Here is a 22411-nt window from a genome sequence, read left to right as displayed (position 1 = left end):
CAAAAAAGCCCCGCCTGATCACTCAGGCGGGGCTTTTGCGTATCGGGGTAAGGCTGGCTTACATCATGCCGCCCATACCACCCATGCCGCCCATGTCTGGCATGCCGCCAGCTGGTTTGTCTTCCTGGATCTCAGCGATCATCGCCTCAGTGGTGATCATCAGGCTGGCAATCGACGAAGCCGCTTGCAGAGCCGAACGAGTCACTTTGGCCGGGTCAAGGATACCCATTTCGATCATGTCGCCGTATTCGCCAGTAGCAGCGTTGTAACCGTAGTTACCCGAACCCTGCTTCACTTTGTCGACAACTACGCTTGGCTCGTCGCCGGAGTTGGCAACGATCTGGCGCAGAGGTGCTTCAACAGCACGACGCAGCAGAGCAATACCCACGTTCTGATCAGCGTTGTCGCCTTTCAGTTCGGAGATGGCTTGCAGAGCGCGAACCAGTGCCACGCCACCGCCAGGTACCACGCCTTCTTCAACGGCTGCACGGGTTGCGTGCAGGGCGTCTTCAACGCGGGCTTTCTTCTCTTTCATTTCTACTTCGGAACCAGCGCCAACCTTGATCACGGCAACGCCGCCAGACAGCTTGGCCAGACGCTCTTGCAGTTTTTCACGGTCGTAGTCCGAAGTGGTGTCAGCCACTTGAGCACGGATCTGGGTCACACGTGCCTGGATGTCCGCATCGTTACCAGCACCATCGATGATGGTGGTGTTTTCTTTGGACAGGATCACGCGCTTGGCGTTACCCAGGTGCTCCAGGGTGGTGCTTTCCAGGCTCAGGCCGATCTCTTCGGAGATAACGGTACCGCCAGTCAGAACAGCGATGTCCTGCAGCATGGCTTTACGACGGTCGCCGAAGCCTGGTGCTTTAACAGCAGCCACTTTAACGATACCGCGCATGTTGTTCACAACCAGAGTCGCCAGGGCTTCGCCTTCAACGTCTTCAGCCACGATCAGCAGTGGACGGCCGGCTTTTGCAACGGCTTCCAGAACTGGCAGCATTTCGCGGATGTTGGAGATCTTTTTGTCTACCAACAGGATCAGCGGGCCGTCCAGCTCAGCCACCATAGTGTCTGGCTTGTTCACGAAGTAAGGGGACAGGTAGCCACGGTCGAACTGCATGCCTTCAACAACAGACAGTTCGTTTTCCAGGCCCGAGCCTTCTTCAACGGTGATCACGCCTTCTTTACCGACTTTTTCCATGGCTTCGGCAATGATTTCGCCGATGGAGCTGTCGGAGTTGGCAGAGATGGTACCTACCTGAGCGATTGCCTTGCCGTCAGCGCATGGCTTGGCCAGTTGACGCAGTTCTTTGACGATAGCGATGGTCGCTTTGTCGATACCGCGCTTCAGGTCCATCGGGTTCATGCCGGCAGCGACGGCTTTCAGGCCTTCGTTGACAATCGACTGAGCCAGAACGGTTGCAGTGGTAGTACCGTCACCAGCGTCATCGTTGGCACGGGAGGCAACGTCTTTAACCAGCTGCGCGCCCATGTTTTCGAAGCGGTCTTTCAGCTCGATTTCTTTGGCAACGGACACGCCGTCCTTGGTGATGGTCGGAGCGCCGAAGCTCTTCTCGATGATCACGTTACGGCCTTTAGGGCCCAAGGTCGCTTTTACTGCGTCAGCCAGGACGTTTACACCGGCCAGCATTTTTTTACGGGCGGAGTCGCCGAATTTAACTTCTTTAGCAGCCATGTTCGTTCTTCCTTAAATACTTTGTAGTAACGGGAAAAGGAGCGGGAAATCAGCCTTCGATTACAGCGAGAATCTCGTTCTCAGCCATAACCAGCAGGTCTTCGCCGTCGACTTTTACAGTGTTGCTGCCGGAGTAAGGGCCGAACACAACCTTGTCACCCACTTTCACGGCCAACGCACGTACTTCACCGTTGTCCAGAACGCGACCGGTACCAACGGCGATGACTTCACCGCTGTTGGCTTTTTCGGCAGCAGAACCCGGCAGAACGATACCGCCAGCGGTTTTCTTTTCTTCTTCGCTGCGACGGATTACGACGCGGTCATGCAGAGGACGAAGCTTCATTGTCGATCTCTCCTAATTGTGGTGTTCATCGGCCGGTGTCAATACCGGCTGGGTTTGCAAATCCGGAAATGCCGGGTGCGATTCGCGGTTGGAGTTTTGCTGTTGCCAGTAAAACCCTGCGGTGTCCGTTACATAAGGGCGCATCCACTTATTACAAGGGCAGCCCCAGGAATTTTTTAACCTGGCGCCTGGCCAAAAACAAACACGGCACCCAGGGTGCCGTGTTGTTCATGCCAAAGCCTTATTTGTCGCGGTGTTCGAACTCGCCTTCGATCACATTGGGCTCACGCCCCAAAGGCTGATGGGAGCGCGGTCGTGCAGCTTCGAAATCTTCGGCAAACGCACGCTGGCGAATGGCCTGTTCTTCTGCGCGCTTGCGCAGGCGATTGACCAGGAACCGACGAACTGGCGGGAACAGCAACAGCAGACCGGCCGCATCGCTGATAAAACCAGGCAGAACCAACAGGCCACCACCCAGCGCCAGCATCAGGCCTTCAAGCATTTGTTGGGCAGGCAGCTCGCCGCGGTTAAGGCTTTCACGCGCTTTGAGCGCCGTGGCCAGGCCTGCGACGCGAACGACCAGTACACCGAGCATGGAGCCGGCAATGATCAGCAACAACGCGGGGAAAAACCCGATAGCGGTGCTGACCTTGAAAAAGACGTACAGCTCTAGCACTGGAAACAACAGAAAGAGCAATAGAAAAGCGCGCATCAAATGATTCCTCTCCGGAAGAATATCTTCCAACCAAGACTAGATGACGGCGCGCCTGTACAAATTCAAGGTCAGACCGTCTGTTTTTTCGGCCATTCACTGGCTCGGGCCAGCAAAACCAGAGCTTCGCGTACCTGTGTCGAAGTGTTGCAAGGCTCAGGAAAGGCCAGCCAGTGCAGCCCTTCGCCGATGCGCAAGTGCATGCCTTCGCTGTCGATGCCCACCAGCGTAGCTGGCGCTGTGCGGGGCAGCCCGGTCATTTCGACATAGTGTTCGATGGCATTGGCGTGGTCACTGTTCATGTGCTCGACCATGCGCACCTCGACCTGCCCGGCAAAGGGGTTGGCCAGCGTGACCTGGTCCAGCCAGTGAATGGCACCAAAGCCGCCGATGTAACGGTGACGCACCGGGTTGAGCACCCAGAAGTCGAAATCATGGGCAGTGTCATAGCCCTTCGCTTCGGGGAAGTAGCGGTAGTAACGCTCGGCGGCGGCTGCAATGGCGGCGGCATCGCTCAGTTGTTCGGCTTCGGCCAGCACGGTAAGGCGGCCGACCGCCTGCACATCTTCAGCCCCGCGCTCGCCCACCATCAGGGAGCACTTGGGGTCCTTGCGCAGGTTATGGGTGTGCTGGGCAATGCGGCTGATCAGGATCAGCGGCCGCCCCTGCTCGTCCAGGCAGTACGGCACCACGGAGCCAAACGGGAAACCGGGCATGGCCTTGGACTGGGTAGCCAGGGCGCCACGGTATTCCTTGAGCAATAATTCTCGGGCATGCTTGGCAGCTTCAACGCTCAACTTATGACTCCTTAATAAAAATCCGCATTTAACGGTCGAGATCAGGGCACACATGCAACTAAAAGACAAAGTAATCATTATCACTGGCGGCTGCCAGGGCCTGGGCCGTGCAATGGCCGAGTACCTGGCGGCCAAGGGCGCCAAACTGGCACTGGTCGACCTCAACCCGGAAAAGCTCGAGTTGGCCGTTGCGGCCTGTCAGGCACACGGTGTCGAGGCTCGCGCTTACCTGTGCAATGTCGCTGACGAAGAACAGGTTACGCAAACCGTGGCCCAGATTGCAGAAGATTTTCGCGCGATCAATGGTCTTGTCAACAACGCCGGAATCTTGCGTGACGGGCTGCTGCTCAAGGTCAAGGATGGCGTCATGACCAAGATGAGCCTGGCGCAATGGCAGGCAGTGATCGACGTCAACCTGACCGGAGTGTTCCTGTGTACCCGCGAGGTGGCGGCGAAAATGATCGAGCTCAACAGCCAGGGCGCGATCATCAATATTTCGTCGATCTCCCGTGCTGGCAATGTCGGCCAGACCAACTACTCGGCGGCCAAGGCCGGGGTTGCGGCGGCAACCGTGACCTGGGCCAAGGAGCTGTCGCGCTACGGCATTCGGGTAGCCGGGATTGCACCTGGCTTTATCGAAACCGAAATGACCCTGGGCATGAAGCCCGAAGCCCTGGAAAAAATGACCGCGGGCATACCGCTAAAACGCATGGGCAAAGTTGAAGAAATCGCCCATTCGGCGGCGTATATTTTTGAAAACGACTACTACACCGGGCGAATTCTGGAACTGGATGGTGGGTTGCGGATATAGAGCAAAAACCTTGTAGTCGCTGCCGCAGGCTGCGAAGGGTTGCGGAGCAACCCGTTCACTCAAAGACCACGCGGTCAAATACCGTGCGGTCGGCTCTCGCAGCCTGCGGCAGCGACTACAAATCTACGAAGCCTCACCAGACCACCCCAAACCCTACGGTATAGCGAGTTTTATTGAGGGAATTGTCCGAACCGGTCGAGCTGCCGATCAGGTCTTTTTCGGCCTTGAGGTTCAGCGACGCCCATTCCGTCACCTTGTAGCGCAAGCCGATTTCGGAATCGAGGCTGTAGTCTGATTGCCCTTCCAGTGACTTGCCCAGCTCACCATTAGTGAAAATCGAGACGGTTTTGCCCATCAGGTAACGGTTGTAATCCCATTTCATGGCTAGCGAGTAGAAGTTGTCTTTCTTGCCGTCAGAGTATTCGTAGTCGGTGCGGTTGAGCAGCGAACCCAGCGAGAACGCACCCAGTTCGTCATCCCAAAACTGGTAGCCGGGGCCGGTACCGACCGTGCGCTGGCGGGAGATGTCTTCGACCCGATCGCGGTTGTAGGTCAGGCGACCTTGCCAGTACCACTTTTCATCAATGAAGTAGTCGAGTGCGTATTCGGCAGTCCAGTTGTCCGTGGTGACCACATCGTTCTGAAACTCGCGGTTGTATTCGCCTTCGGCGTGATGACGCCAGGCGCCGTGGCGAGCCGTGGTCTTGAAATCGATGTCGTAATCGTCGGTATCCTTGTCCGCCCGCTGGTAGTCCATCGCTACATCGACATTGCCCTTCCACACCAGGTCTTCGACCAGCGGCTTGGGCTTGATGATTTGCTGGATACTGGCCAGTGCCACGGTTTTCGGCGCTTCACCGTTGGCCAGGGTCACGCTGCCGTCTTCGGCCGCCTGCAACGACTTGGCCTTCTCACCCGTCCAGGTATCCTGCTTGACCATTAACTCCTGATCACTCTCCAGGGTCTTGACCTGTTTCCAGTCAATCGGCACGGCACCGGCATAGTCGGTCTGGATCAACAGCTTGCCGCCATCAAAGACTTTGATCTTGCCGCTCAGGCGGTCGCCGTTCTTCAACCACACCGTATCGGCAAACACGGGCGCGGCAAGGCACATGACAACAAGGCATAACAGGGGTCTGGACAACATAAGCGGGTGGAAAACTCGGAAATACGAAAGAATGCCGGCATTATCCGGATGGATATGCCCTTGAGGAACAAAGACCGGCTCATTGTGCCGGAGTTCCTTCTATAGTTCAGTCAACGACAGCCCCCTGGCCAGAAGCCCGCCGTGAATATGCCACCCGACACCCCGCATACCCCTGCCGAGATCCGCCGCACGGCACTGTATTCAACCTTGATGATGGTCCCCGCCGGTAGTGTCGTGACTTACGGTCAATTGGCCGCTATGGCCGGCCTTGGGCGAGCAGCGCGCTGGGTTGGGCGCACCCTGAGCCAGCTCCCCGAAGGCACGCGCCTGCCCTGGCACCGGGTTCTCGCTGCCGGCGGGCGTATCAGTTTGCCAGCAGGCAGCCCTTCTGGTGATGAACAACGGGCGCGTTTGCGCGCTGAAGGGGTGAGCATCATGAATAATCGCGTGGATATGCACCGTCATGGCTGGCGCCAGATAGAGCACTGCGGTTAGAGTGCGCCCTTTGTTTCCGCAACCAGAGGCAGACTCCAGTCCATGCCCCGTAAAACCTGGCGCGAAGCGCTAGCTGCGTATTCCAGCCCCTCGACCCTCGTGCTGTTGCTGCTCGGTTTTGCCGCCGGTTTGCCGTACATGCTGGTGTTTTCAACGCTCTCCGTATGGTTGCGCGAAGCCGGTGTGGCCCGTGAAACCATTGGTTATGCCAGCCTGATCGGGCTGGCCTATGCCTTCAAGTGGGTGTGGTCGCCGCTGCTGGACCAATGGCGCCTGCCATTGCTCGGCAAACTGGGCCGGCGTCGCTCATGGCTGGTGCTGTCGCAGTCGCTGGTCATTCTGGGCCTGATCGGCATGGGCTTTTGTGACCCGCAAAAACATCTGTCCTGGCTGATTGCCATTGCGGTTGTGGTGTCCTTCGCCTCGGCCACCCAGGACATTGCCGTCGACGCCTATCGCCTGGAAATCGCCGAAGACAACCGCCAGGCCGCGCTCGCCGCCAGTTACATGTCCGGCTATCGCGTGGCCGCCCTGCTGGCCACGGCGGGCGCCCTGTTCTTTGCCGAAGGCTTCGGCTCGACGGGCTTCAACTACAAGCACTCGGCCTGGACCGGCACCTACGTGCTGTTCGGCCTGTTGATGGTGCCCGCGCTGCTCACCACCCTGTTTATGCGCGAACCACCCGTGCCATTGCGCACCCAGCTGTCGGCCGGGCGCTACAGTTTCGGCCACCAGCTGGCGTCGGTTTTCGTCCTGATCGTGTTGCTGGTATCCGTGCCGGCCATGTTCACCCAGCTCTACAACACCGATTTTGCCGGCGTGTTATTCGAAGGCGTCAGCCCGATCACCCTGGTGCTGGAAGACCGGGCCTTTCTGCGTGCCATCCTGTACACGCTGCTGACGGTGTTGTGCTTGTCATCCATTGGCCGACGCGGGCTGGCGCCAGTGCTGACGCCGGTAAACGACTTTATTGTGCGCTATCGCTGGCAAGCCCTGCTGCTGCTGGGGTTGATTGCCACCTACCGGATGTCGGACACGGTCATGGGCGTCATGGCCAACGTGTTTTATATCGACCAGGGCTTTACCAAGGACCAGATTGCCGGGGTCAGCAAGATTTTCGGCCTGATCATGACCCTTGTCGGCGCGGGCATGGGCGGCTTGCTGATCGTGCGTTTCGGCATTCTGCCGATCCTGCTCATCGGCGGCGCGGCATCGGCAGGCACCAACCTGCTGTTCATGCTGCTCGCCGATATGGGGCCGAATCTGCAGATGCTGATTGTCACCATTTCCCTCGACAACTTCAGCTCCGGCCTCGCCACTTCGGCGTTCGTGGCCTACCTGTCCAGCCTGACCAACCTCAAGTTTTCCGCCACCCAGTACGCCCTGCTCAGCTCGATCATGCTGCTGCTGCCGCGCTTGATGGGCGGATACTCGGGGGTCATGGTGGAGAAGTTCGGTTATCACAACTTCTTTATCATCACCGCCGTGATGGGCATCCCCACACTGCTGCTGATCGGCCTGCACTGGTACCAGGAGAGCCGCCGGGCCCGCCACAAGCCTGCGGTAGACCTGGAAAAACACCCGTAAACACGGGGGGGAGCCCCTCTCCCCCGCCCACCCTGTACGCAGGCACGTCTCGCCCGTACAATGCTCAGTCATATCTAGTCACCAGCACGGCAACGGCTAACCATGCGCACCAGTCAATATTTGCTCGCCACACAGAAAGAAACGCCTTCCGATGCGGTTGTTATCAGCCATCAGCTGATGCTGCGCGCCGGCATGATTCGCAAACTTGCTTCGGGCCTGTACACCTGGCTGCCGATGGGCCTGCGGATCATGCGCAAGGCCGAAGCCATTGTTCGTGAAGAAATGAACGCTGCAGGCGCTCTGGAAGTGCTGATGCCGAGCATCCAGCCAGCCGAGCTGTGGCAGGAATCCGGGCGCTGGGAAGAATACGGCCCGGAGTTGCTGCGCCTCAAGGACCGCCACGGTCGTGAGTTCTGCGTAGGCCCGACCCACGAAGAAGTGATCACCGACCTGTGCCGCAACGAGTTGAACAGCTACAAACAGCTGCCTATCAACCTGTACCAGATCCAGACCAAATTCCGTGACGAGATCCGCCCGCGCTTCGGCTTGATGCGCGGCCGTGAATTCATCATGAAGGACGCCTACTCCTTCCACGCCGACAACGCTTCGCTGCAGGTCACCTATGACCGCATGCACCAGGCGTACTGCAACGTGTTCACCCGCCTGGGCCTGAACTTCCGCCCGGTTGAAGCCGACAACGGCTCCATCGGCGGTGCCGGCTCCCACGAGTTCCATGTGCTGGCCGAATCCGGTGAAGACGATATCGTGTTCAGCAATGGTTCCGACTACGCGGCCAACATCGAAAAAGCCGAAGCCGTGCCTGCCGAAACCTCGCGCCCAGCGGCCACCCAGGAGCTGCGCCTGGTCGACACGCCAGATGCCAAGACCATCGCACAACTGGTCGACGGCTATGACCTGCCGATCGAAAAGACCGTCAAGACCCTGATCGTTCACGCTGCCGAAGCCGGCAAGCTGATCGCCCTGGTGATCCGTGGCGATCACGAACTCAACGAAATCAAGGCTGCCAACCATCCGTTGGTACACAGCCCGCTGGTCATGGCATCCGACGCAGAACTGCGTGACGCCATCGGCGCCGGCGCTGGCTCCCTGGGCCCGCTGAACCTGCCACTGCCCTGCATCATCGATCGCTCGGTCGAGCTGATGAGCGATTTCGGCGTGGGCGCCAATATCGACGACAAGCACTACTTCGGCGTGAACTGGGAGCGTGACCTGCCAGTTCCGACCGTTGCCGACTTGCGCAATGTCGTTGCCGGCGACCCTAGCCCGGATGGCAAAGGCACCCTGGAAATCAAGCGCGGCATTGAAGTGGGACACATCTTCCAGCTGGGCACCAAGTACAGCGAAGCCATGAAGTGCCAGGTGCTGGGCGAAAACGGCAAGCCGGTCACCCTGGCAATGGGCTGCTACGGCATTGGTGTTTCCCGCGTGGTGGCTGCGGCCATCGAGCAGAACAACGACGAACGCGGCATCATCTGGAGCGATGCCCTGGCACCGTTTCAGATTGCCCTGGTACCGCTGCGTTACGAAACCGAAGCCGTGCGCGAAGCCACCGACAAACTGTATGCCGAACTGACGGCAGCAGGTTTTGAAGTGCTGCTGGACGATCGCGACAAGAAAACCAGCCCCGGCATCAAGTTCGCTGACATGGAACTGATCGGCATCCCGCACCGGATCGTGGTCAGCGACCGTGGCCTGGCTGAAGGCAATCTGGAATACAAGAGCCGCACCGAAGCAGAGCCACAAGCCCTGCCCGTTGCTGATGTGCTTGCCTTCCTTCAGGCCCGTATCGCTCGCTGAACCCAGATAGAGACGCCATGTTCACTCGAAACACCTTGACCCTCGGGGGCGCCGCCATGTGCGGCGCCCTGCTGCTGAGCGGCTGTGCCAATCACATGTCGCAACGCAGCGAGCACGAGGAACGCATCGAGCGCAAACTGCTCGCCCACAGCCTGCAGATCGATGTGGGCTCGCCAGCCGTGCTTGAGCTGCCGCAACGGCGTGTGCGCATCAATGAACAAAAGACCTTCGAGGTCACCGAGTTCGATGTCACCCGTCATTACGACCGCTATACCCCCTACCAGCCCTGGCGCGAAGTCTATGAGATTCCGCTGGGCGCGGTGGCTATCGTCGCGGGGGTGGGCGCCAATGTGCTGAACGTGTTCATGTTCGGGCAACTGCCGGACAGCGTGACCAAGGACTGGATCAACTACGGCTTTGCCGGCATTAACCCGGCAATGAACGTGCAGTCCCACGGCCGCGCCGAGCAGAACCTGGCGGGCATTGATGACGTTCAGCGCGACAAGCGCCTGGAATATTCAAGCTTGCCCTGGTCTGAGCGGCCGGTGGTGGTCAAGGCGGGCAAGCAAGCCCACGAGCTGACCACAGACCGTAATGGCGTGTTGCGCCTCAACCTGCTGGACAGCCCGTTTGCCGAGCAAGACCTCAATCACATCGGCAAGCTGACCATCATGGTGGAAGACGCCCAGGACGAAACCCATTCGGACTCGACCCTGTCGATCAGCAGCAAGCTGCGCGGCAAGTTGCTTGAAGCGCACAACCTGATCTACGACGACCTGGAAGGTGACGACGTCAACCAGTGGGTGCATCGGGTCAAGCGCCTGTCGGAGCTGGGGCTGGAGGAAGAAGCCAGCGAACTGGAACAAAGCCTGATCGAACTCACGCGCAACGACCCGGAGCTACAACGTGAATTCGTGCAGTCATTGACCAAAAATGCCGGGCGACTGGTGGCGGACCCGGGCGTCAGCTGACGTGTGGGAGCGGGCTTGCCCGCGATGATATCGCTGTGGTTTTCCTGACAGACCGCAGTGCCTGCATCGCGAGCAAGCCCGCTCCCACAACAAGCAAACCGACCTACCCCTTGAACAGCTCCAGCTGCTCGAACCCATTGTTCAAATCATGCAAACGCACGCCCAGCCCGAGCAATCGCACGGGCCTGGCGCCGCGTGCAAACGCCTGGCTCAACAACCCCTGATAACTCTCCAGATCGCGCCCTGCACCGGACTGCTCCAGCGTAGTCTGGGTAAAGTCGTGGAATTTCACTTTGACGAACGGCTTGCCGGGACGATAACTGCTGTCGATACGCTCAATACGCCGGTTCAGGGTCTCAAGCAGCTCCGGGAGCTTCTCCAGGCAACTGGCCAGATCAGGCAAATCCGTATCGTAAGTGTTTTCCACACTGACTGACTGACGCCGACTGTCACTTTGCACCAGCCGCTCATCAATCCCCCGCGCCAACCCCCATAACCGCTCACCAAAACTGCCAAATTCCCGTACCAGCGCCAGTTTGTTCCAGTCCCGCAGCTGCAGGCAGGTCTCGATGCCCAGGCGCCCGAGCTTGTCGGCCGTAACTTTGCCCACGCCATGCAGTTTGTTGACCGGCAAGGCCGAGACAAAATCATCGACCTGGTCCGGGGTAATCACGAACAACCCGTTGGGCTTGCGCCAATCACTGGCGATCTTGGCCAGAAACTTGTTGGGGGCCACCCCGGCCGAGACGGTGATATGCAACTGATTGGACACGCGCCGGCGAATATCCTGGGCGATGCGCGTGGCACTGCCGGCAAAATGCGGGCTGTCGGACACGTCCAGGTATGCCTCATCCAGGGACAGCGGCTCGATCAGCTCGGTGTAATCACGCAGGATGCCGTGGATTTCTTTGGACGCTTCTTTATAGGCATCCATCCGGCCGCTGACGATAACCAGGTCCGGGCACAGCTTGAGGGCATGCCGGGATGACATTGCCGAGCGCACACCATAGGCGCGCGCTTCGTAATTGCAGGTGGCGATCACCCCACGTCGATCAGAAGAACCCCCGACCGCCATCGGCTTGTTTGCCAGGCTCGGGTCATCGCGCATCTCAATAGCGGCGTAGAAACAGTCACAGTCGACGTGGATGATTTTGCGCTGCGTCATGTAGGGCGGTGTTCTTCAATGGAGTAGGCAATACACCGCGCAAGTATGTCACCGCGAACTGTATATAGCACCAGTAGTCTTGATTCTCCCCGACAGACGCGGGAAAAACGTCGCTGAATTGTTTTTTTCAATCGAATCTCTAGCCTCAATAGAGCTACACCCCATACAGAACAGGGCCTGCAGGGCTTTTTATAGCTGTATTTTCTAGCTAACCAATTGACGCATAACGAATTTTTCTAAATTAACGTTTGACAGCCCCGCGTATCGCTGTAGAATCCACCCCACAGACGCGGGATGGAGCAGTCTGGTAGCTCGTCGGGCTCATAACCCGAAGGTCGTCGGTTCAAATCCGGCTCCCGCAACCAAACATCGAAAAAGGCTACTCGAAAGAGTGGCCTTTTTTGTGCGCGCGTGTTTTGTACTGCCACCCAACGTGTAGTCGCTGCCGAGGAACGAAGGCTGCGATCGGCGACGCAGTCGTCGTAATACCTGAGCACTCAATAATTCCTGACACGCCGGGGCGCCTGATTTACGACGACTGCGTCGGAGTGCCGCACCACGCCGATCGCAGCCTCGTACCTCGGCAGCTGCTACGGACCGAACTGCCCATATCCAAAATTCATGCCTGTTTTGATCTTATTTAGCTCATTTACGCATTAAAGGTTGACACCCCCGCTCATCACTGTAGAGTGCGCCCCACAGACGCGGGATGGAGCAGTCTGGTAGCTCGTCGGGCTCATAACCCGAAGGTCGTCGGTTCAAATCCGGCTCCCGCAACCAAACATTAAAAGGCTGCTCGAAAGAGTGGCCTTTTTTGTGCCTGCGTGTTTTTGCCCTCCTCCTGGCAATTGCAGGAAAGGGATTAAAACCGGGTATTTCAAGCGCTTACGTGATTTAAGGGTTGACACCTGCACGATCCGCTGTAGAATCCACCCCACAGACGCGGGATGGAGCAGTCTGGTAGCTCGTCGGGCTCATAACCCGAAGGTCGTCGGTTCAAATCCGGCTCCCGCAACCAAACATCAAAAAAGGCTACTCGAAAGAGTGGCCTTTTTTGTGCGCGCTCGAAAAGTCTCCATCAGACGTTTATTGACATTAAACGTCATATTTCTGAAAGTCCTCTCGTCTATGCTGTCTGCCAGCAATTACCCTTTTTTCTCAGACCAATCCTGAACCTCAGGCAAACGGCTGAACATAATTAGAAATATTTTGACCAAAAGGATTGGTAACTTGAGCCTATGCCTCCATCCTATCGCGCACGATCCACGAGGTGATTGATGCCCGATAACTCGCCAGAACCCATAGAAGCCGTTACAGCAGTCCACCCCATTGCCGCGACCCGTTTGCGCTGGCTGGATTTGCTGAGCAAGTACCGCCAACCGATTGGCCTCGCACTGACGCTGCTGCTGTTTGCCATAGCGTTGATTGCCTGTCGTCATCTGCTCAGCGAGCTGGACCTGTACGCCCTGCACGACTCGATCATGGAAGTCCCCAAGCCCGCCCTCTTCGGTGCCGTGGCAGCTACAGCCGTGGGCTTTGTGATTCTGCTCGGTTACGAGTGGTCAGCCAGCCGCTATGCGGGGGTAAAACTGCCACCCAAAACCCTGGCCCTGGGCGGCTTTACCGCCTTTGCCATTGGCAATGCCATCGGCTTGTCGCTGCTCTCTGGCGGCTCCGTGCGCTATCGCCTGTATGCACGTCATGGCGCCGGGGCATCAGAAGTCGCCCATATGACGCTGTTCGCCAGCCTGTCACTGGGCTGCGCACTGCCGCCCCTGGCGGCATTGGCAACGCTGAGCAACCTGCCCGCCGCCGCCGCTGCCCTGCATATCCCGGCCTGGATATTGGGTTCTATTGCTTTCGCGGTGTTGGCGCTGTTTGCCTTGCTGGCGCTGGGCATCTACCGCCGGCGCCTGCCCGAGCAACCGATCCCCGACAACCTGCTGGTCAAGGCCGGACGCCGCACCCTGCGCCTGCCCAGCCCGCGCCTGACCTTGCTGCAACTGGTCATTACCGCGCTGGACGTCGCAGCCGCCGCCACCGTGCTGTACCTGCTGCTGCCTGAAGCACCGCCCTTTGGCGCATTTATGCTGGTTTACCTGCTGGCCCTGGCGGCCGGTGTGCTCAGCCATGTACCCGGCGGTGTCGGGGTGTTCGAGGCAATATTGCTGGCCGCCTTCGCCGACAAGCTCGGGGCCGCGCCACTGGCCGCTGCCCTGCTGCTGTATCGCATGATCTATGTGATTCTGCCGCTGCTGATTGCCTGCCTGATGCTGCTGATGAACGAAGCCCAGCGCCTGATCCAGACCCGGCAAAGCCTGCGGGTCGCTTCCGGCCTGGCCGCTCCGGTACTGGCCGTGCTGGTATTCATGTCCGGGGTGGTCCTGCTGTTTTCCGGCGCCACACCCGAGATTGACACGCGCCTTGAACACATTGGCTTCCTGATCCCCCACCGCCTGGTCGACGCCTCGCACTTTGGCGCCAGCCTGATCGGCGTGCTCTGCCTGCTGCTGGCCCAGGGCTTGCGCCGGCGCCTGTCTGCCGCCTGGATGCTGACCACGATCCTGCTGCTGGTCGGCGCCGTACTGTCCCTGCTTAAAGGCTTCGACTGGGAAGAGGCAACCGTCCTGGTCCTGACCGCCAGCCTGCTGGGCTTGTTCCGCCGTTCTTTCTACCGCCCGAGCCGCCTGACCGAGCTGCCATTTTCGCCGTTGTATCTGGTCGCCAGCATCTGCGTACTGGGTGCCTCGATCTGGTTGCTGCTGTTCGCCTATCAGGACGTTCCGTACAGCCATCAACTGTGGTGGCAGTTCACCCTCGACTCGGACGCGCCACGGGGCCTGCGCTCTCTGCTGGGTGCCGCCGTGCTGCTGGTGGTCGTGTCCCTGACCTGGCTGCTGCGCACCGCTCGCCCGGTGATCCACCTGCCCGATGCCGCTGAACTGGAAAAAGCCGGCAAGATCATCCTCGCCTCCGACCAGCCCGACGGCGGCCTCGCACTCACCGGCGACAAGGCCCTGCTGTTCCACCCCGACGACAACGCCTTCCTGATGTACGCCCGTCGCGGTCGCAGCCTGGTGGCGCTGTACGACCCGATCGGGCCGCCCCAGCAGCGTGCCGAGTTGATCTGGCAATTTCGCGACCTGTGCGACACCGTCCACGCCCGCCCTGTGTTCTACCAGGTACGCGCCGAGAACCTGCCGTTCTACATGGACATCGGCCTGACCGCGATCAAGCTGGGCGAAGAAGCCCGCGTCGATTTGCACCGCTTTGATCTCGAAGCCAAGGGCAAAGAGATGAAAGACCTGCGCTACACCTGGAACCGTGGCACCCGTGACGGCCTGTCACTGGAAATCCATGAACCGGGCGAAGCGCCGATGGATGAGCTCAAAGTCATTTCCGATGCCTGGCTCACCGGCAAGAACGTGCGCGAAAAAGGCTTCTCCCTGGGGCGTTTCAGCGAGGACTATATCAAGCACTTTCGCGTGGCCATTATTCGCTTTGAAGGCAAGCCGGTGGCCTTTGCCAACCTGCTTGAGACCCACAGCCACGAGCTGTCGAGCCTGGACCTGATGCGTGCCCACCCGGACGCGCCGAAACTGACCATGGAATTTATGATGGTCGGCCTGATTCAGCATTATAAAAAGCATGGATACGCCCGTTTCAGCCTGGGGATGGTACCTCTGTCCGGCCTGCAACCGCGTCGCGGCGCACCCTTGACCCAGCGTTTGGGGTCGATGTTGTTCCAGCGCGGCGAGCACCTGTACAACTTCCAGGGTTTGCGCCGCTTCAAAGACAAATTCCAGCCCGACTGGGAACCTCGTTATATGGCCGTGCCCGCCGGACTTGATCCGCTGGTGGCACTGGCTGATACCGCCGCCCTGATTGCAGGCGGCTTGACTGGATTGGTGAAACGTTAATGAAACATCGTTCCTGGCGGTTTTTGTTGCTTGCCTTGATAGTGCTGGTCGCGCTTGCTGCAGGCGGCTATTGGTGGTGGAATCGCCCTGCGCCGCAGCCAACGGTTGAACACCTGAGCCAAACCGATGGCTCGACCCTGACCAATGTCATTCCCGGCCAGAAAGCCCAGGCCCGGGTGGTTATTGCCACCCCGGCCGAAGAAGCCCTCAACGACAAGCAGCTAATGGCCCTGAGCCGCGGCGGCAAGGCGCAAGTCGTTCAGGTGATCCTGCCCAAGGACGACTGCACCCTGCAACAGCAAGCCCTGCAAACTGCGCTGCAACAACTCAAGGGCCCTGCGACCCTGGTCAGCGGTATCGGCCCCGGGGCAACCCTGGCCTGGCGCTGGCTGGCCGAGCAAACCAATGACAAGGCCCAGGCCGTGTCGGTAGGTTTCAAGCTGGAAGAACCCGGTTGCACCCTGCCCGTTCCGAAAACCGCGGCTCACGGCAACTGGCTGGTGGCCTGGAACGACAACCCTGACGACCCGAGCGCCGCTTTTGTACGCGATCAGCCGAACGCGCAGACCAGCATCAGCGACTACGACATTCACTACCCACAAGTGCTGAGCAACGAGCTGCGCAAGATCCTGGTGGGCGATGAGAACGGCGGGCTGAGCATGCCGGTGGTCGAAGTGCCTGCCGGCCAGCAAAACAGCACCGTGACCCTGTTCCTCTCCGGTGATGGCGGCTGGCGCGACCTGGACCGTGACGTGGCGGGCGAAATGGCCAAGATCGGCTACCCGGTGGTGGGCATCGACATGCTGCGCTACTACTGGCAGCACAAGACCCCTGAGCAAAGCGCCACCGACCTCACCGAGCTGATGCAGCACTACCGGCAGAAATGGGGCACCCAACGCTTTGTGCTGGTCGGGTATTCGTTTGGTGCCGATGTGTTGCCGGCCACCTATAACCGCCTGCCTGAGGCCGAGCAAAAGCGCGTCGACTCGATCATGTTGCTGGCCTTTGCCCGCAGTGGCAGTTTTGAGATTCATGTCGATGGCTGGCTGGGCAAGGCCGGTGCAGAAGCGGATACCGGCGAAGAAATGTCCAAACTGCCTGCCAGCAAAGTGGTGTGCATCTATGGCGCAGAAGAGGTCGATGAAAGTGGCTGTACTGCCAAGACAGCAGTCGGCGAAAGCCTCAAGCTGCCTGGCGGCCATCACTTCGACGAGAACTACCCGGCCCTGGCCCAGCGCCTGGTGGACCTGATCAAGAAGCATCAGGTGACTGCCCAATAAGCCAGCCTTTGTGGGAGCGGGATTGCTCGCGATAGCAACTACCCGGTTTACCAGATACACCGAGCCGCCTGCATCGCGAGCAAGCCCGCTCCCACAGTAATAGGCTCCGGTTTAACCAAAAAAGCCCCGACTCTCGCGAGCCGGGGCTTTTTCATGGTACCTGGACGGGGTTACATCTCGACCTGAGTCCCCAGTTCAATCACCCGGTTCAGCGGCAACTTGAAGAAGCGCAGGTTACTGTTGGCATTCTTGAGCATAAAGGCGAACAAACCTTCGCGCCAGCGCGCCATACCCACAAGCTTGGAAGCAATTACCGTCTCCCGGCTCAGGAAGTAAGTGGTGCGCATCGGGCTGAAATCCAGCTCATCGAGATGGCACAGCTTCAACGCCTCAGGCACATCCGGCTCATCCATAAAGCCGAAGTGCAGGATCACCCGGTAGAACCCGTCACCATAGGCATCCACCTCAAAGCGCCGTGAAGCCGGCACCCGCGGCGAATCTTCGTTGACCACCGTCAGCAACACCACCTGCTCGTGCAGTACCTGGTTATGCAGCAGGTTGTGCAACAGCGCATGGGGCACGGCATCTGGGCGCGCGGTCAGGAACACGGCGGTACCCTTGACGCGATGGGGCGGCTGCACGCGGATGCTGCTGATAAACAGCGGCAGCGGCAGCGCGCTTTCATCCAGACGGTCCACCAGCAGTTGCTTGCCGCGCCGCCAGGTGGTCATCAGGACAAACAGCACAATCCCCGCCAGCACCGGGAATGCCCCGCCCTGGAAGATTTTCGGCACGTTGGCGATAAAGAACAGGCCATCCACCAGCAGAAAGCCGATCAACACCGGCACGGCCAGAACAGGTGGCCACTTCCACAGCAGCAACATCACTGCCGACACCAGAATACTGGTAATCAGCATGGTCCCGGTCACCGCCACCCCGTAGGCCGAAGCCAGGGCGCCAGAAGACTCAAAGCCCAGCACCAGCAAGATCACCCCGACCATCAGCGACCAGTTCACCGCGCCAATGTAAATCTGCCCCTGCTCGGCGCTGGACGTGTGCTGGATATGCATGCGCGGGATATAGCCCAGTTGAATGGCCTGGTGGGTCAGGGAGAAAGCCCCGGAAATCACTGCCTGGGAGGCGATCACTGTCGCCAGCGTGGCCAGCCCCACCAAGGGAATCAGCGCCCAGGCCGGTGCCAGCAGGTAGAACGGGTTGCGCGCCGCCTCCGGGTTTTCCAGCAGCAAGGCACCCTGGCCGAAGTAGTTCAGCACCAACGCTGGCAACACCAGAATGAACCAGGCCCGGGCAATCGGCTTGCGGCCAAAGTGGCCCATGTCGGCATACAGCGCCTCGGCACCGGTCAGCGCCAGCACCACGGCGCCCAAAATGGCCACGCCCATGCCCGGATGAGACACAAAGAAGCGCACGCCCCATATCGGGTTCAGCGCATTGAGCACCTCAGGGTGCTGCACGATGCCGTGGATCCCCAGCCCGCCCAACACCACAAACCACACCACCATGACCGGCCCGAACAGCTTGCCGATACTGGCCGTGCCATGGCGCTGAATCAGGAACAGCAGCACCAGCACAATCAAGGCCAGCGGCACGACCCAATGCTCCAGGCCGTCAAATGCCAGCTCAAGCCCTTCTACGGCGGAAAGCACCGAGATCGCCGGGGTAATCATGCTGTCGCCGTAAAACAGCGCCGCGCCGATCAACCCCAGGATCACCAGCACCGAACGCAGCCTGGGATAAGGCGACGCCGCCCGCCTGGCCAGTGCGGTCAGGGCCATGATGCCGCCCTCGCCTTCGTTGTCGGCGCGCAGAATAAACAGCACGTACTTGATCGAAACCACCCAGATCAGCGACCACAGGATCAGCGCCAAAATCCCGAACACACCGTCGTGATTGACCTGAACACCATACCCGCCGGAAAACACCTCTTTAAGGGTGTACAAAGGGCTGGTGCCGATATCGCCATACACCACACCCACTGCTGCAACCAGCATCCCAATGGGCTTTGCCTTGGAGTGACCGTCTTCTGCCGCCTGACTGCTTGCCTGCCCCATCCATCACTCCTACGACCATTGACCGCGTTTCTTAATGGCTTGCGCTACATTTGATCAGCAGCATGCGCTGATTTCCCGAGTGTTAGCTACGGCTCCTGCCTACAAAATCACGTTAGTTAAAAACCCTGCTTTCGCAACGGCGCGCAGCATAGCGCAGCACTCGTCGCAAATCCCCGTATAACGCTGGTCAAGTGCGTTGACCATAGCTAAAATTGCGCACTTTTTTTGATCAGAGGCGCAATAAGCGCCCGTTCGTCGTGCAGCCTTTACGGGCATGTAACGTCACTACATACCGAGGTTCGCCATGTCCACCGTTACCACCAAGCCAGCCAACCCAAAGGTTGGCTTTGTTTCCCTGGGTTGCCCGAAAGCACTGGTCGACTCCGAGCGCATCCTTACCCAACTGCGCATGGAAGGCTATGACGTCGTCTCGACCTATCAGGACGCTGACGTCGTGGTGGTCAACACCTGCGGCTTCATCGACAGCGCCAAGGCAGAATCCCTGGAAGTGATCGGCGAGGCCATCAAGGAAAACGGCAAGGTCATCGTGACCGGCTGCATGGGCGTCGAAGAAGGCAATATCCGCGACGTCCACCCAAGCGTGCTGGCCGTGACCGGCCCTCAGCAGTACGAGCAGGTGGTCAACGCCGTGCACCAGGTAGTGCCACCGCGTCAGGACCACAACCCGCTGATCGACCTGGTACCGCCACAGGGCGTCAAGCTGACACCTCGTCACTACGCCTACCTGAAGATTTCCGAAGGCTGCAACCACAGCTGCAGCTTCTGCATCATCCCGTCGATGCGCGGCAAGCTGGTCAGCCGTCCGGTGGGCGATGTGCTCGACGAAGCCCAGCGCCTGGTCAAGGCCGGCGTAAAAGAGCTGCTGGTGATTTCCCAGGACACCAGCGCCTATGGCGTTGACGTCAAATACCGCACCGGTTTCTGGAACGGCGCGCCGGTCAAGACACGCATGACCGAACTGTGCGAAGCCTTGAGCTCGCTGGGCGTATGGGTGCGCCTGCACTACGTCTACCCGTACCCGCACGTTGACGAGCTGATCCCGCTGATGGCCGCCGGCAAGATCCTGCCGTACCTGGACATCCCGTTCCAGCACGCCAGCCCGAAAGTGCTCAAGGCCATGAAACGCCCTGCGTTTGAAGACAAGACCCTGGCCCGGATCAAGAACTGGCGCGAAATCTGCCCGGAACTGATCATTCGCTCGACCTTTATCGTCGGCTTCCCGGGTGAAACCGAAGAAGACTTCCAGTACCTGCTCGACTGGCTGACCGAAGCCCAACTGGACCGCGTAGGCTGCTTCCAGTACTCGCCGGTAGAAGGCGCACCGGCCAACCTGCTGGACGCGGCCATCGTGCCGGACGACGTCAAGCAGGATCGCTGGGACCGCTTCATGGCCCACCAGCAGGCCATCAGCGCTGCCCGCCTGCAGATGAAAATCGGCAAGGACATCGAAGTGCTGATCGACGAAGTCGACGAGCAAGGCGCAGTCGGCCGTTGCTTCTTCGACGCACCTGAAATCGACGGCAATGTATTTATCGCCACCGAGAAAGACATCAAGCCGGGCGACAAGATCATGTGCCGCGTCACCGACGCCGACGAGTATGACCTGTGGGCTGAAGTGATCTAAACCGCGACTGCTGCGCAAAAAGCCCTGCCGCTCTGGCGTCAGGGCTTTTTTTACGGCTATCGTTAAGGCATTGCTTCCATCATCAGTGTCAGGAGACACGCACGATGCAACACACATGGGCCATCCATACGCCACGCCTCACGGACTTTGCAGAACTGACCAACGTATGGGAAGCATCGGTGCGTGCCACCCATGACTTTTTACCGGACAGCTATATCGAGCTGTTGCGCGGCCTGGTCCTGGAGCAGTACCTGGATACCGTGATGCTGATCTGCTGCAAGGACCCGACCAGCAAGCGCATTACCGGTTTTGCCGGGGTCGCGGCCGGCAAGGTCGAGATGCTGTTTATCCACCCCGATTACCGCGGGCTGGGCATCGGCAAGTGCCTGTTGATGTTCGCCATCAATGAGCTGAATGCCGAGCGCCTCGACGTCAATGAGCAAAACCTGCAAGCCGTCGGCTTTTACCTCAAGCAGGGCTTTGTGGCTGTAGGACGCTGCGAAAAGGACGGCATGGGCCAGCCTTACCCGCTGCTGCACCTGCGGTATAAACGCCCAGCACGCGCATAAGGCAAATGTAGCCGGGCTTAACCGGCGCCAGGCGGGTACAATGTTCGCCCAATTCCTTTACGGCCCCTGTCATGTCTGAACCGATACGTCTCTCCAAACGCCTCATCGAACTCGTCGGCTGCTCCCGCCGTGAGGCCGAACTGTTCATTGAAGGTGGCTGGGTCACGGTAGATGGCGAAGTCATCGACGAGCCACAGTTCAAGGTCGACAACCAGAAAGTCGAGCTGGACCCGCAAGCCAAGGCCACCGCACCCGAGCCCGTGACCATTCTGCTCAATGCCCCGGCGGGCCTGGACACGGACAGCGCCCTGGCGTTGATCGGCCCGGACACCCTGAGCGAAGAGCACCGCTTCGGCAAGCGCCCGCTCAAGGGCCATTTCCTGCGCCTGAGCGTTGGCAACGAGCTGCAGACCAACGCCAGCGGCCTGCTGGTGTTTACCCAGGACTGGAAAATCGTGCGCAAGCTGACGGCCGACGCCAGCAAGATCGAACAGGAATACGTGGTTGAAGTCTCTGGCGAGATGGCACCCCACGGCTTGAACCGGCTCAACCACGGCATGACCTACAAGGGTCGCGAGCTGCCTGCGGTCAAGGCCAGCTGGCAGAGTGAAAACCGTCTGCGCTTTGCGATGAAAAACCCGCAACCGGGTGTAATCGCCCTGTTCTGCCAGGCAGTAGGCCTGACCGTGATTTCCATGCGCCGGATTCGTATTGGCGGCGTGTCGATGGGCAAGTTGCCTGTTGGCCAGTGGCGCTACATGAGCGCCAAAGAAAAGTTCTAACTGCAGCCCTGCCCCGAACATTTCGACACCGCAGCAATGCCTGCGGTGCTCACTGCTGAATATCAGGATTACCCACATGATTCATAACGACGTACTGCGCAGCGTGCGCTACATGCTCGACATCAGCGACAACAAGGTTGTCGAAATCATCAAGCTTGGCGGCCTCGACGTCACCAAGGAAGACGTGCTGACCTACCTGAAGAAAGACGAGGAAGAAGGCTTTGTACGTTGCCCGGACGAGGTGATGGCGCACTTCCTCGATGGCCTGGTGATCTTCAAGCGCGGCAAGGACGAAAGCCGTGCGCCGATGCCTGTCGAGCTGCCGGTAACCAACAACATCATCCTGAAAAAACTGCGCGTAGCCTTCGAACTCAAGGAAGACGACATGCACGCCATCCTCAAGGCGGCCGGCTTTCCGGTGTCCAAGCCTGAGCTGAGCGCCCTGTTCCGCAAGTTTGGCCACACCAACTACCGCACCTGTGGCGACCAGTTGCTGCGCAACTTCCTCAAGGGCCTGACCCTGCGCGTTCGCGACTGAAAACACGCCTCCTGTGGGAGCGGGCTTGCTCGCGATTCAGACGACTCGGTCAATCTGAAT

The 22411-nt window shown here is 59.3% G+C and carries 18 protein-coding genes and 3 tRNA genes; 14 read left to right on the top strand and 7 right to left on the bottom strand.

Annotation, left to right across the window (positions count from 1 at the left end; translation table 11 throughout):
- Positions 1 to 58: 58 nt before the first annotated feature.
- From groL to BFC21_RS24470, 4 genes are all read right to left on the bottom strand, one after another.
- The gene (groL, locus tag BFC21_RS24490; protein WP_016779795.1) at positions 59 to 1699 is read right to left on the bottom strand and encodes a chaperonin GroEL; all 1641 of its coding nucleotides are present in this window, start codon (positions 1697 to 1699) and stop codon (positions 59 to 61) included.
- 49 nt (positions 1700 to 1748) lie between these two features.
- Positions 1749 to 2042, bottom strand: coding sequence for a co-chaperone GroES (locus BFC21_RS24485; protein WP_016779794.1), 294 nt, complete (start codon positions 2040 to 2042; stop codon positions 1749 to 1751).
- A 241-nt stretch (positions 2043 to 2283) separates the two neighbouring features.
- A complete protein-coding gene (locus tag BFC21_RS24475) occupies positions 2284 to 2754 on the bottom strand; it encodes an FxsA family protein (RefSeq protein ID WP_016779793.1) in 471 nt (156 codons plus the stop codon).
- Positions 2755 to 2825: 71 nt separating this feature from the next.
- Complete coding sequence (locus BFC21_RS24470) at positions 2826 to 3551, bottom strand: HugZ family protein (RefSeq protein ID WP_086795999.1); 726 nt, start codon at positions 3549 to 3551, stop codon at positions 2826 to 2828.
- Between the two features lie 52 nt (positions 3552 to 3603).
- Here BFC21_RS24470 and BFC21_RS24465 point away from each other — a divergent pair, with 52 nt between their 5' ends.
- Positions 3604 to 4362 (top strand): SDR family oxidoreductase, encoded by a 759-nt coding sequence (locus tag BFC21_RS24465; RefSeq protein WP_088379171.1) that lies wholly within the window; start codon positions 3604 to 3606, stop codon positions 4360 to 4362.
- 133 nt (positions 4363 to 4495) lie between these two features.
- Here the strand turns inward: BFC21_RS24465 and BFC21_RS24460 are convergent, their stop codons facing one another.
- Positions 4496 to 5509, bottom strand: a complete 1014-nt coding sequence (locus tag BFC21_RS24460; RefSeq protein WP_095005231.1) for a DUF481 domain-containing protein — start codon at positions 5507 to 5509, stop codon at positions 4496 to 4498.
- Between the two features lie 147 nt (positions 5510 to 5656).
- Here BFC21_RS24460 and BFC21_RS24455 point away from each other — a divergent pair, with 147 nt between their 5' ends.
- The 4 genes from BFC21_RS24455 (at position 5657) to BFC21_RS24440 (ending at position 10380) form a co-directional block, all read left to right on the top strand.
- The gene (locus BFC21_RS24455) at positions 5657 to 6004 is read left to right on the top strand and encodes an MGMT family protein (RefSeq protein WP_095005230.1); all 348 of its coding nucleotides are present in this window, start codon (positions 5657 to 5659) and stop codon (positions 6002 to 6004) included.
- Positions 6005 to 6046: 42 nt separating this feature from the next.
- The gene (locus BFC21_RS24450; protein ID WP_088379169.1) at positions 6047 to 7591 is read left to right on the top strand and encodes an AmpG family muropeptide MFS transporter; all 1545 of its coding nucleotides are present in this window, start codon (positions 6047 to 6049) and stop codon (positions 7589 to 7591) included.
- 102 nt (positions 7592 to 7693) lie between these two features.
- Positions 7694 to 9409 (top strand): proline--tRNA ligase, encoded by a 1716-nt coding sequence (locus BFC21_RS24445; RefSeq protein WP_088379168.1) that lies wholly within the window; start codon positions 7694 to 7696, stop codon positions 9407 to 9409.
- Positions 9410 to 9426: 17 nt separating this feature from the next.
- Positions 9427 to 10380, top strand: coding sequence for a hypothetical protein (locus BFC21_RS24440; RefSeq protein ID WP_088379167.1), 954 nt, complete (start codon positions 9427 to 9429; stop codon positions 10378 to 10380).
- A gap of 103 nt (positions 10381 to 10483) precedes the next feature.
- Here the strand turns inward: BFC21_RS24440 and dinB are convergent, their stop codons facing one another.
- Positions 10484 to 11545, bottom strand: coding sequence for a DNA polymerase IV (gene dinB / locus BFC21_RS24435; protein ID WP_088379166.1), 1062 nt, complete (start codon positions 11543 to 11545; stop codon positions 10484 to 10486).
- A 288-nt stretch (positions 11546 to 11833) separates the two neighbouring features.
- Between dinB and BFC21_RS24430 the strand changes: the two genes are divergently transcribed.
- The 5 genes from BFC21_RS24430 (at position 11834) to BFC21_RS24410 (ending at position 16745) form a co-directional block, all read left to right on the top strand.
- A tRNA-Met gene (locus tag BFC21_RS24430) sits at positions 11834 to 11910 on the top strand.
- Between the two features lie 338 nt (positions 11911 to 12248).
- Positions 12249 to 12325, top strand: a tRNA-Met gene (locus tag BFC21_RS24425).
- A 161-nt stretch (positions 12326 to 12486) separates the two neighbouring features.
- Positions 12487 to 12563, top strand: a tRNA-Met gene (locus tag BFC21_RS24420).
- A 259-nt stretch (positions 12564 to 12822) separates the two neighbouring features.
- Positions 12823 to 15465, top strand: coding sequence for a bifunctional lysylphosphatidylglycerol flippase/synthetase MprF (gene mprF, locus BFC21_RS24415; protein ID WP_095005375.1), 2643 nt, complete (start codon positions 12823 to 12825; stop codon positions 15463 to 15465).
- A complete protein-coding gene (locus BFC21_RS24410) occupies positions 15465 to 16745 on the top strand; it encodes a virulence factor family protein (RefSeq protein WP_088379164.1) in 1281 nt (426 codons plus the stop codon). Before mprF ends, BFC21_RS24410 begins: the two co-directional genes overlap by 1 nt.
- A 170-nt stretch (positions 16746 to 16915) precedes the next feature.
- Here BFC21_RS24410 and BFC21_RS24405 read toward each other — a convergent pair whose 3' ends face one another.
- On the bottom strand, positions 16916 to 18817 hold the full coding sequence (locus BFC21_RS24405; RefSeq protein WP_088379163.1) for a potassium transporter Kup: 1902 nt from the start codon (positions 18815 to 18817) through the stop codon (positions 16916 to 16918).
- Positions 18818 to 19121: 304 nt separating this feature from the next.
- Here BFC21_RS24405 and rimO point away from each other — a divergent pair, with 304 nt between their 5' ends.
- From rimO to BFC21_RS24385, 4 genes are all read left to right on the top strand, one after another.
- Positions 19122 to 20462 (top strand): 30S ribosomal protein S12 methylthiotransferase RimO, encoded by a 1341-nt coding sequence (gene rimO / locus BFC21_RS24400; protein WP_088379162.1) that lies wholly within the window; start codon positions 19122 to 19124, stop codon positions 20460 to 20462.
- 104 nt (positions 20463 to 20566) lie between these two features.
- The gene (locus BFC21_RS24395) at positions 20567 to 21031 is read left to right on the top strand and encodes a GNAT family N-acetyltransferase (RefSeq protein ID WP_086795995.1); all 465 of its coding nucleotides are present in this window, start codon (positions 20567 to 20569) and stop codon (positions 21029 to 21031) included.
- 71 nt (positions 21032 to 21102) lie between these two features.
- Positions 21103 to 21813 (top strand): rRNA pseudouridine synthase, encoded by a 711-nt coding sequence (locus tag BFC21_RS24390; protein ID WP_088379161.1) that lies wholly within the window; start codon positions 21103 to 21105, stop codon positions 21811 to 21813.
- A 76-nt stretch (positions 21814 to 21889) separates the two neighbouring features.
- On the top strand, positions 21890 to 22351 hold the full coding sequence (locus BFC21_RS24385; RefSeq protein WP_016779778.1) for a DUF1456 family protein: 462 nt from the start codon (positions 21890 to 21892) through the stop codon (positions 22349 to 22351).
- Positions 22352 to 22411: the final 60 nt, after the last annotated feature.

It is taken from the genome of Pseudomonas sp. TMW 2.1634 (genome assembly GCF_001703595.1).
Classification (GTDB): domain Bacteria; phylum Pseudomonadota; class Gammaproteobacteria; order Pseudomonadales; family Pseudomonadaceae; genus Aquipseudomonas; species Aquipseudomonas fragi.
Note: the sequence above shows the minus strand (reverse complement) of the source record. Positions and strands in the feature narration are given on the sequence as shown.

Coding starts and splice junctions, on each gene's coding strand:
- BFC21_RS24465 (WP_088379171.1), top strand. CDS start 3,604: ATGCAACTAAAAGACAAAGTAATCATTATCACTGGCGGCTGCCAGGGC.
- BFC21_RS24445 (WP_088379168.1), top strand. CDS start 7,694: ATGCGCACCAGTCAATATTTGCTCGCCACACAGAAAGAAACGCCTTCC.
- rimO (WP_088379162.1), top strand. CDS start 19,122: ATGTCCACCGTTACCACCAAGCCAGCCAACCCAAAGGTTGGCTTTGTT.
- BFC21_RS24390 (WP_088379161.1), top strand. CDS start 21,103: ATGTCTGAACCGATACGTCTCTCCAAACGCCTCATCGAACTCGTCGGC.
- BFC21_RS24475 (WP_016779793.1), bottom strand. CDS start 2,754: ATGCGCGCTTTTCTATTGCTCTTTCTGTTGTTTCCAGTGCTAGAGCTG.
- dinB (WP_088379166.1), bottom strand. CDS start 11,545: ATGACGCAGCGCAAAATCATCCACGTCGACTGTGACTGTTTCTACGCC.
- BFC21_RS24405 (WP_088379163.1), bottom strand. CDS start 18,817: ATGGGGCAGGCAAGCAGTCAGGCGGCAGAAGACGGTCACTCCAAGGCA.
- BFC21_RS24410 (WP_088379164.1), top strand. CDS start 15,465: ATGAAACATCGTTCCTGGCGGTTTTTGTTGCTTGCCTTGATAGTGCTG.
- BFC21_RS24385 (WP_016779778.1), top strand. CDS start 21,890: ATGATTCATAACGACGTACTGCGCAGCGTGCGCTACATGCTCGACATC.
- BFC21_RS24460 (WP_095005231.1), bottom strand. CDS start 5,509: ATGTTGTCCAGACCCCTGTTATGCCTTGTTGTCATGTGCCTTGCCGCG.
- BFC21_RS24450 (WP_088379169.1), top strand. CDS start 6,047: ATGCCCCGTAAAACCTGGCGCGAAGCGCTAGCTGCGTATTCCAGCCCC.
- mprF (WP_095005375.1), top strand. CDS start 12,823: ATGCCCGATAACTCGCCAGAACCCATAGAAGCCGTTACAGCAGTCCAC.
- BFC21_RS24440 (WP_088379167.1), top strand. CDS start 9,427: ATGTTCACTCGAAACACCTTGACCCTCGGGGGCGCCGCCATGTGCGGC.
- BFC21_RS24395 (WP_086795995.1), top strand. CDS start 20,567: ATGCAACACACATGGGCCATCCATACGCCACGCCTCACGGACTTTGCA.
- BFC21_RS24455 (WP_095005230.1), top strand. CDS start 5,657: ATGCCACCCGACACCCCGCATACCCCTGCCGAGATCCGCCGCACGGCA.
- groL (WP_016779795.1), bottom strand. CDS start 1,699: ATGGCTGCTAAAGAAGTTAAATTCGGCGACTCCGCCCGTAAAAAAATG.
- BFC21_RS24485 (WP_016779794.1), bottom strand. CDS start 2,042: ATGAAGCTTCGTCCTCTGCATGACCGCGTCGTAATCCGTCGCAGCGAA.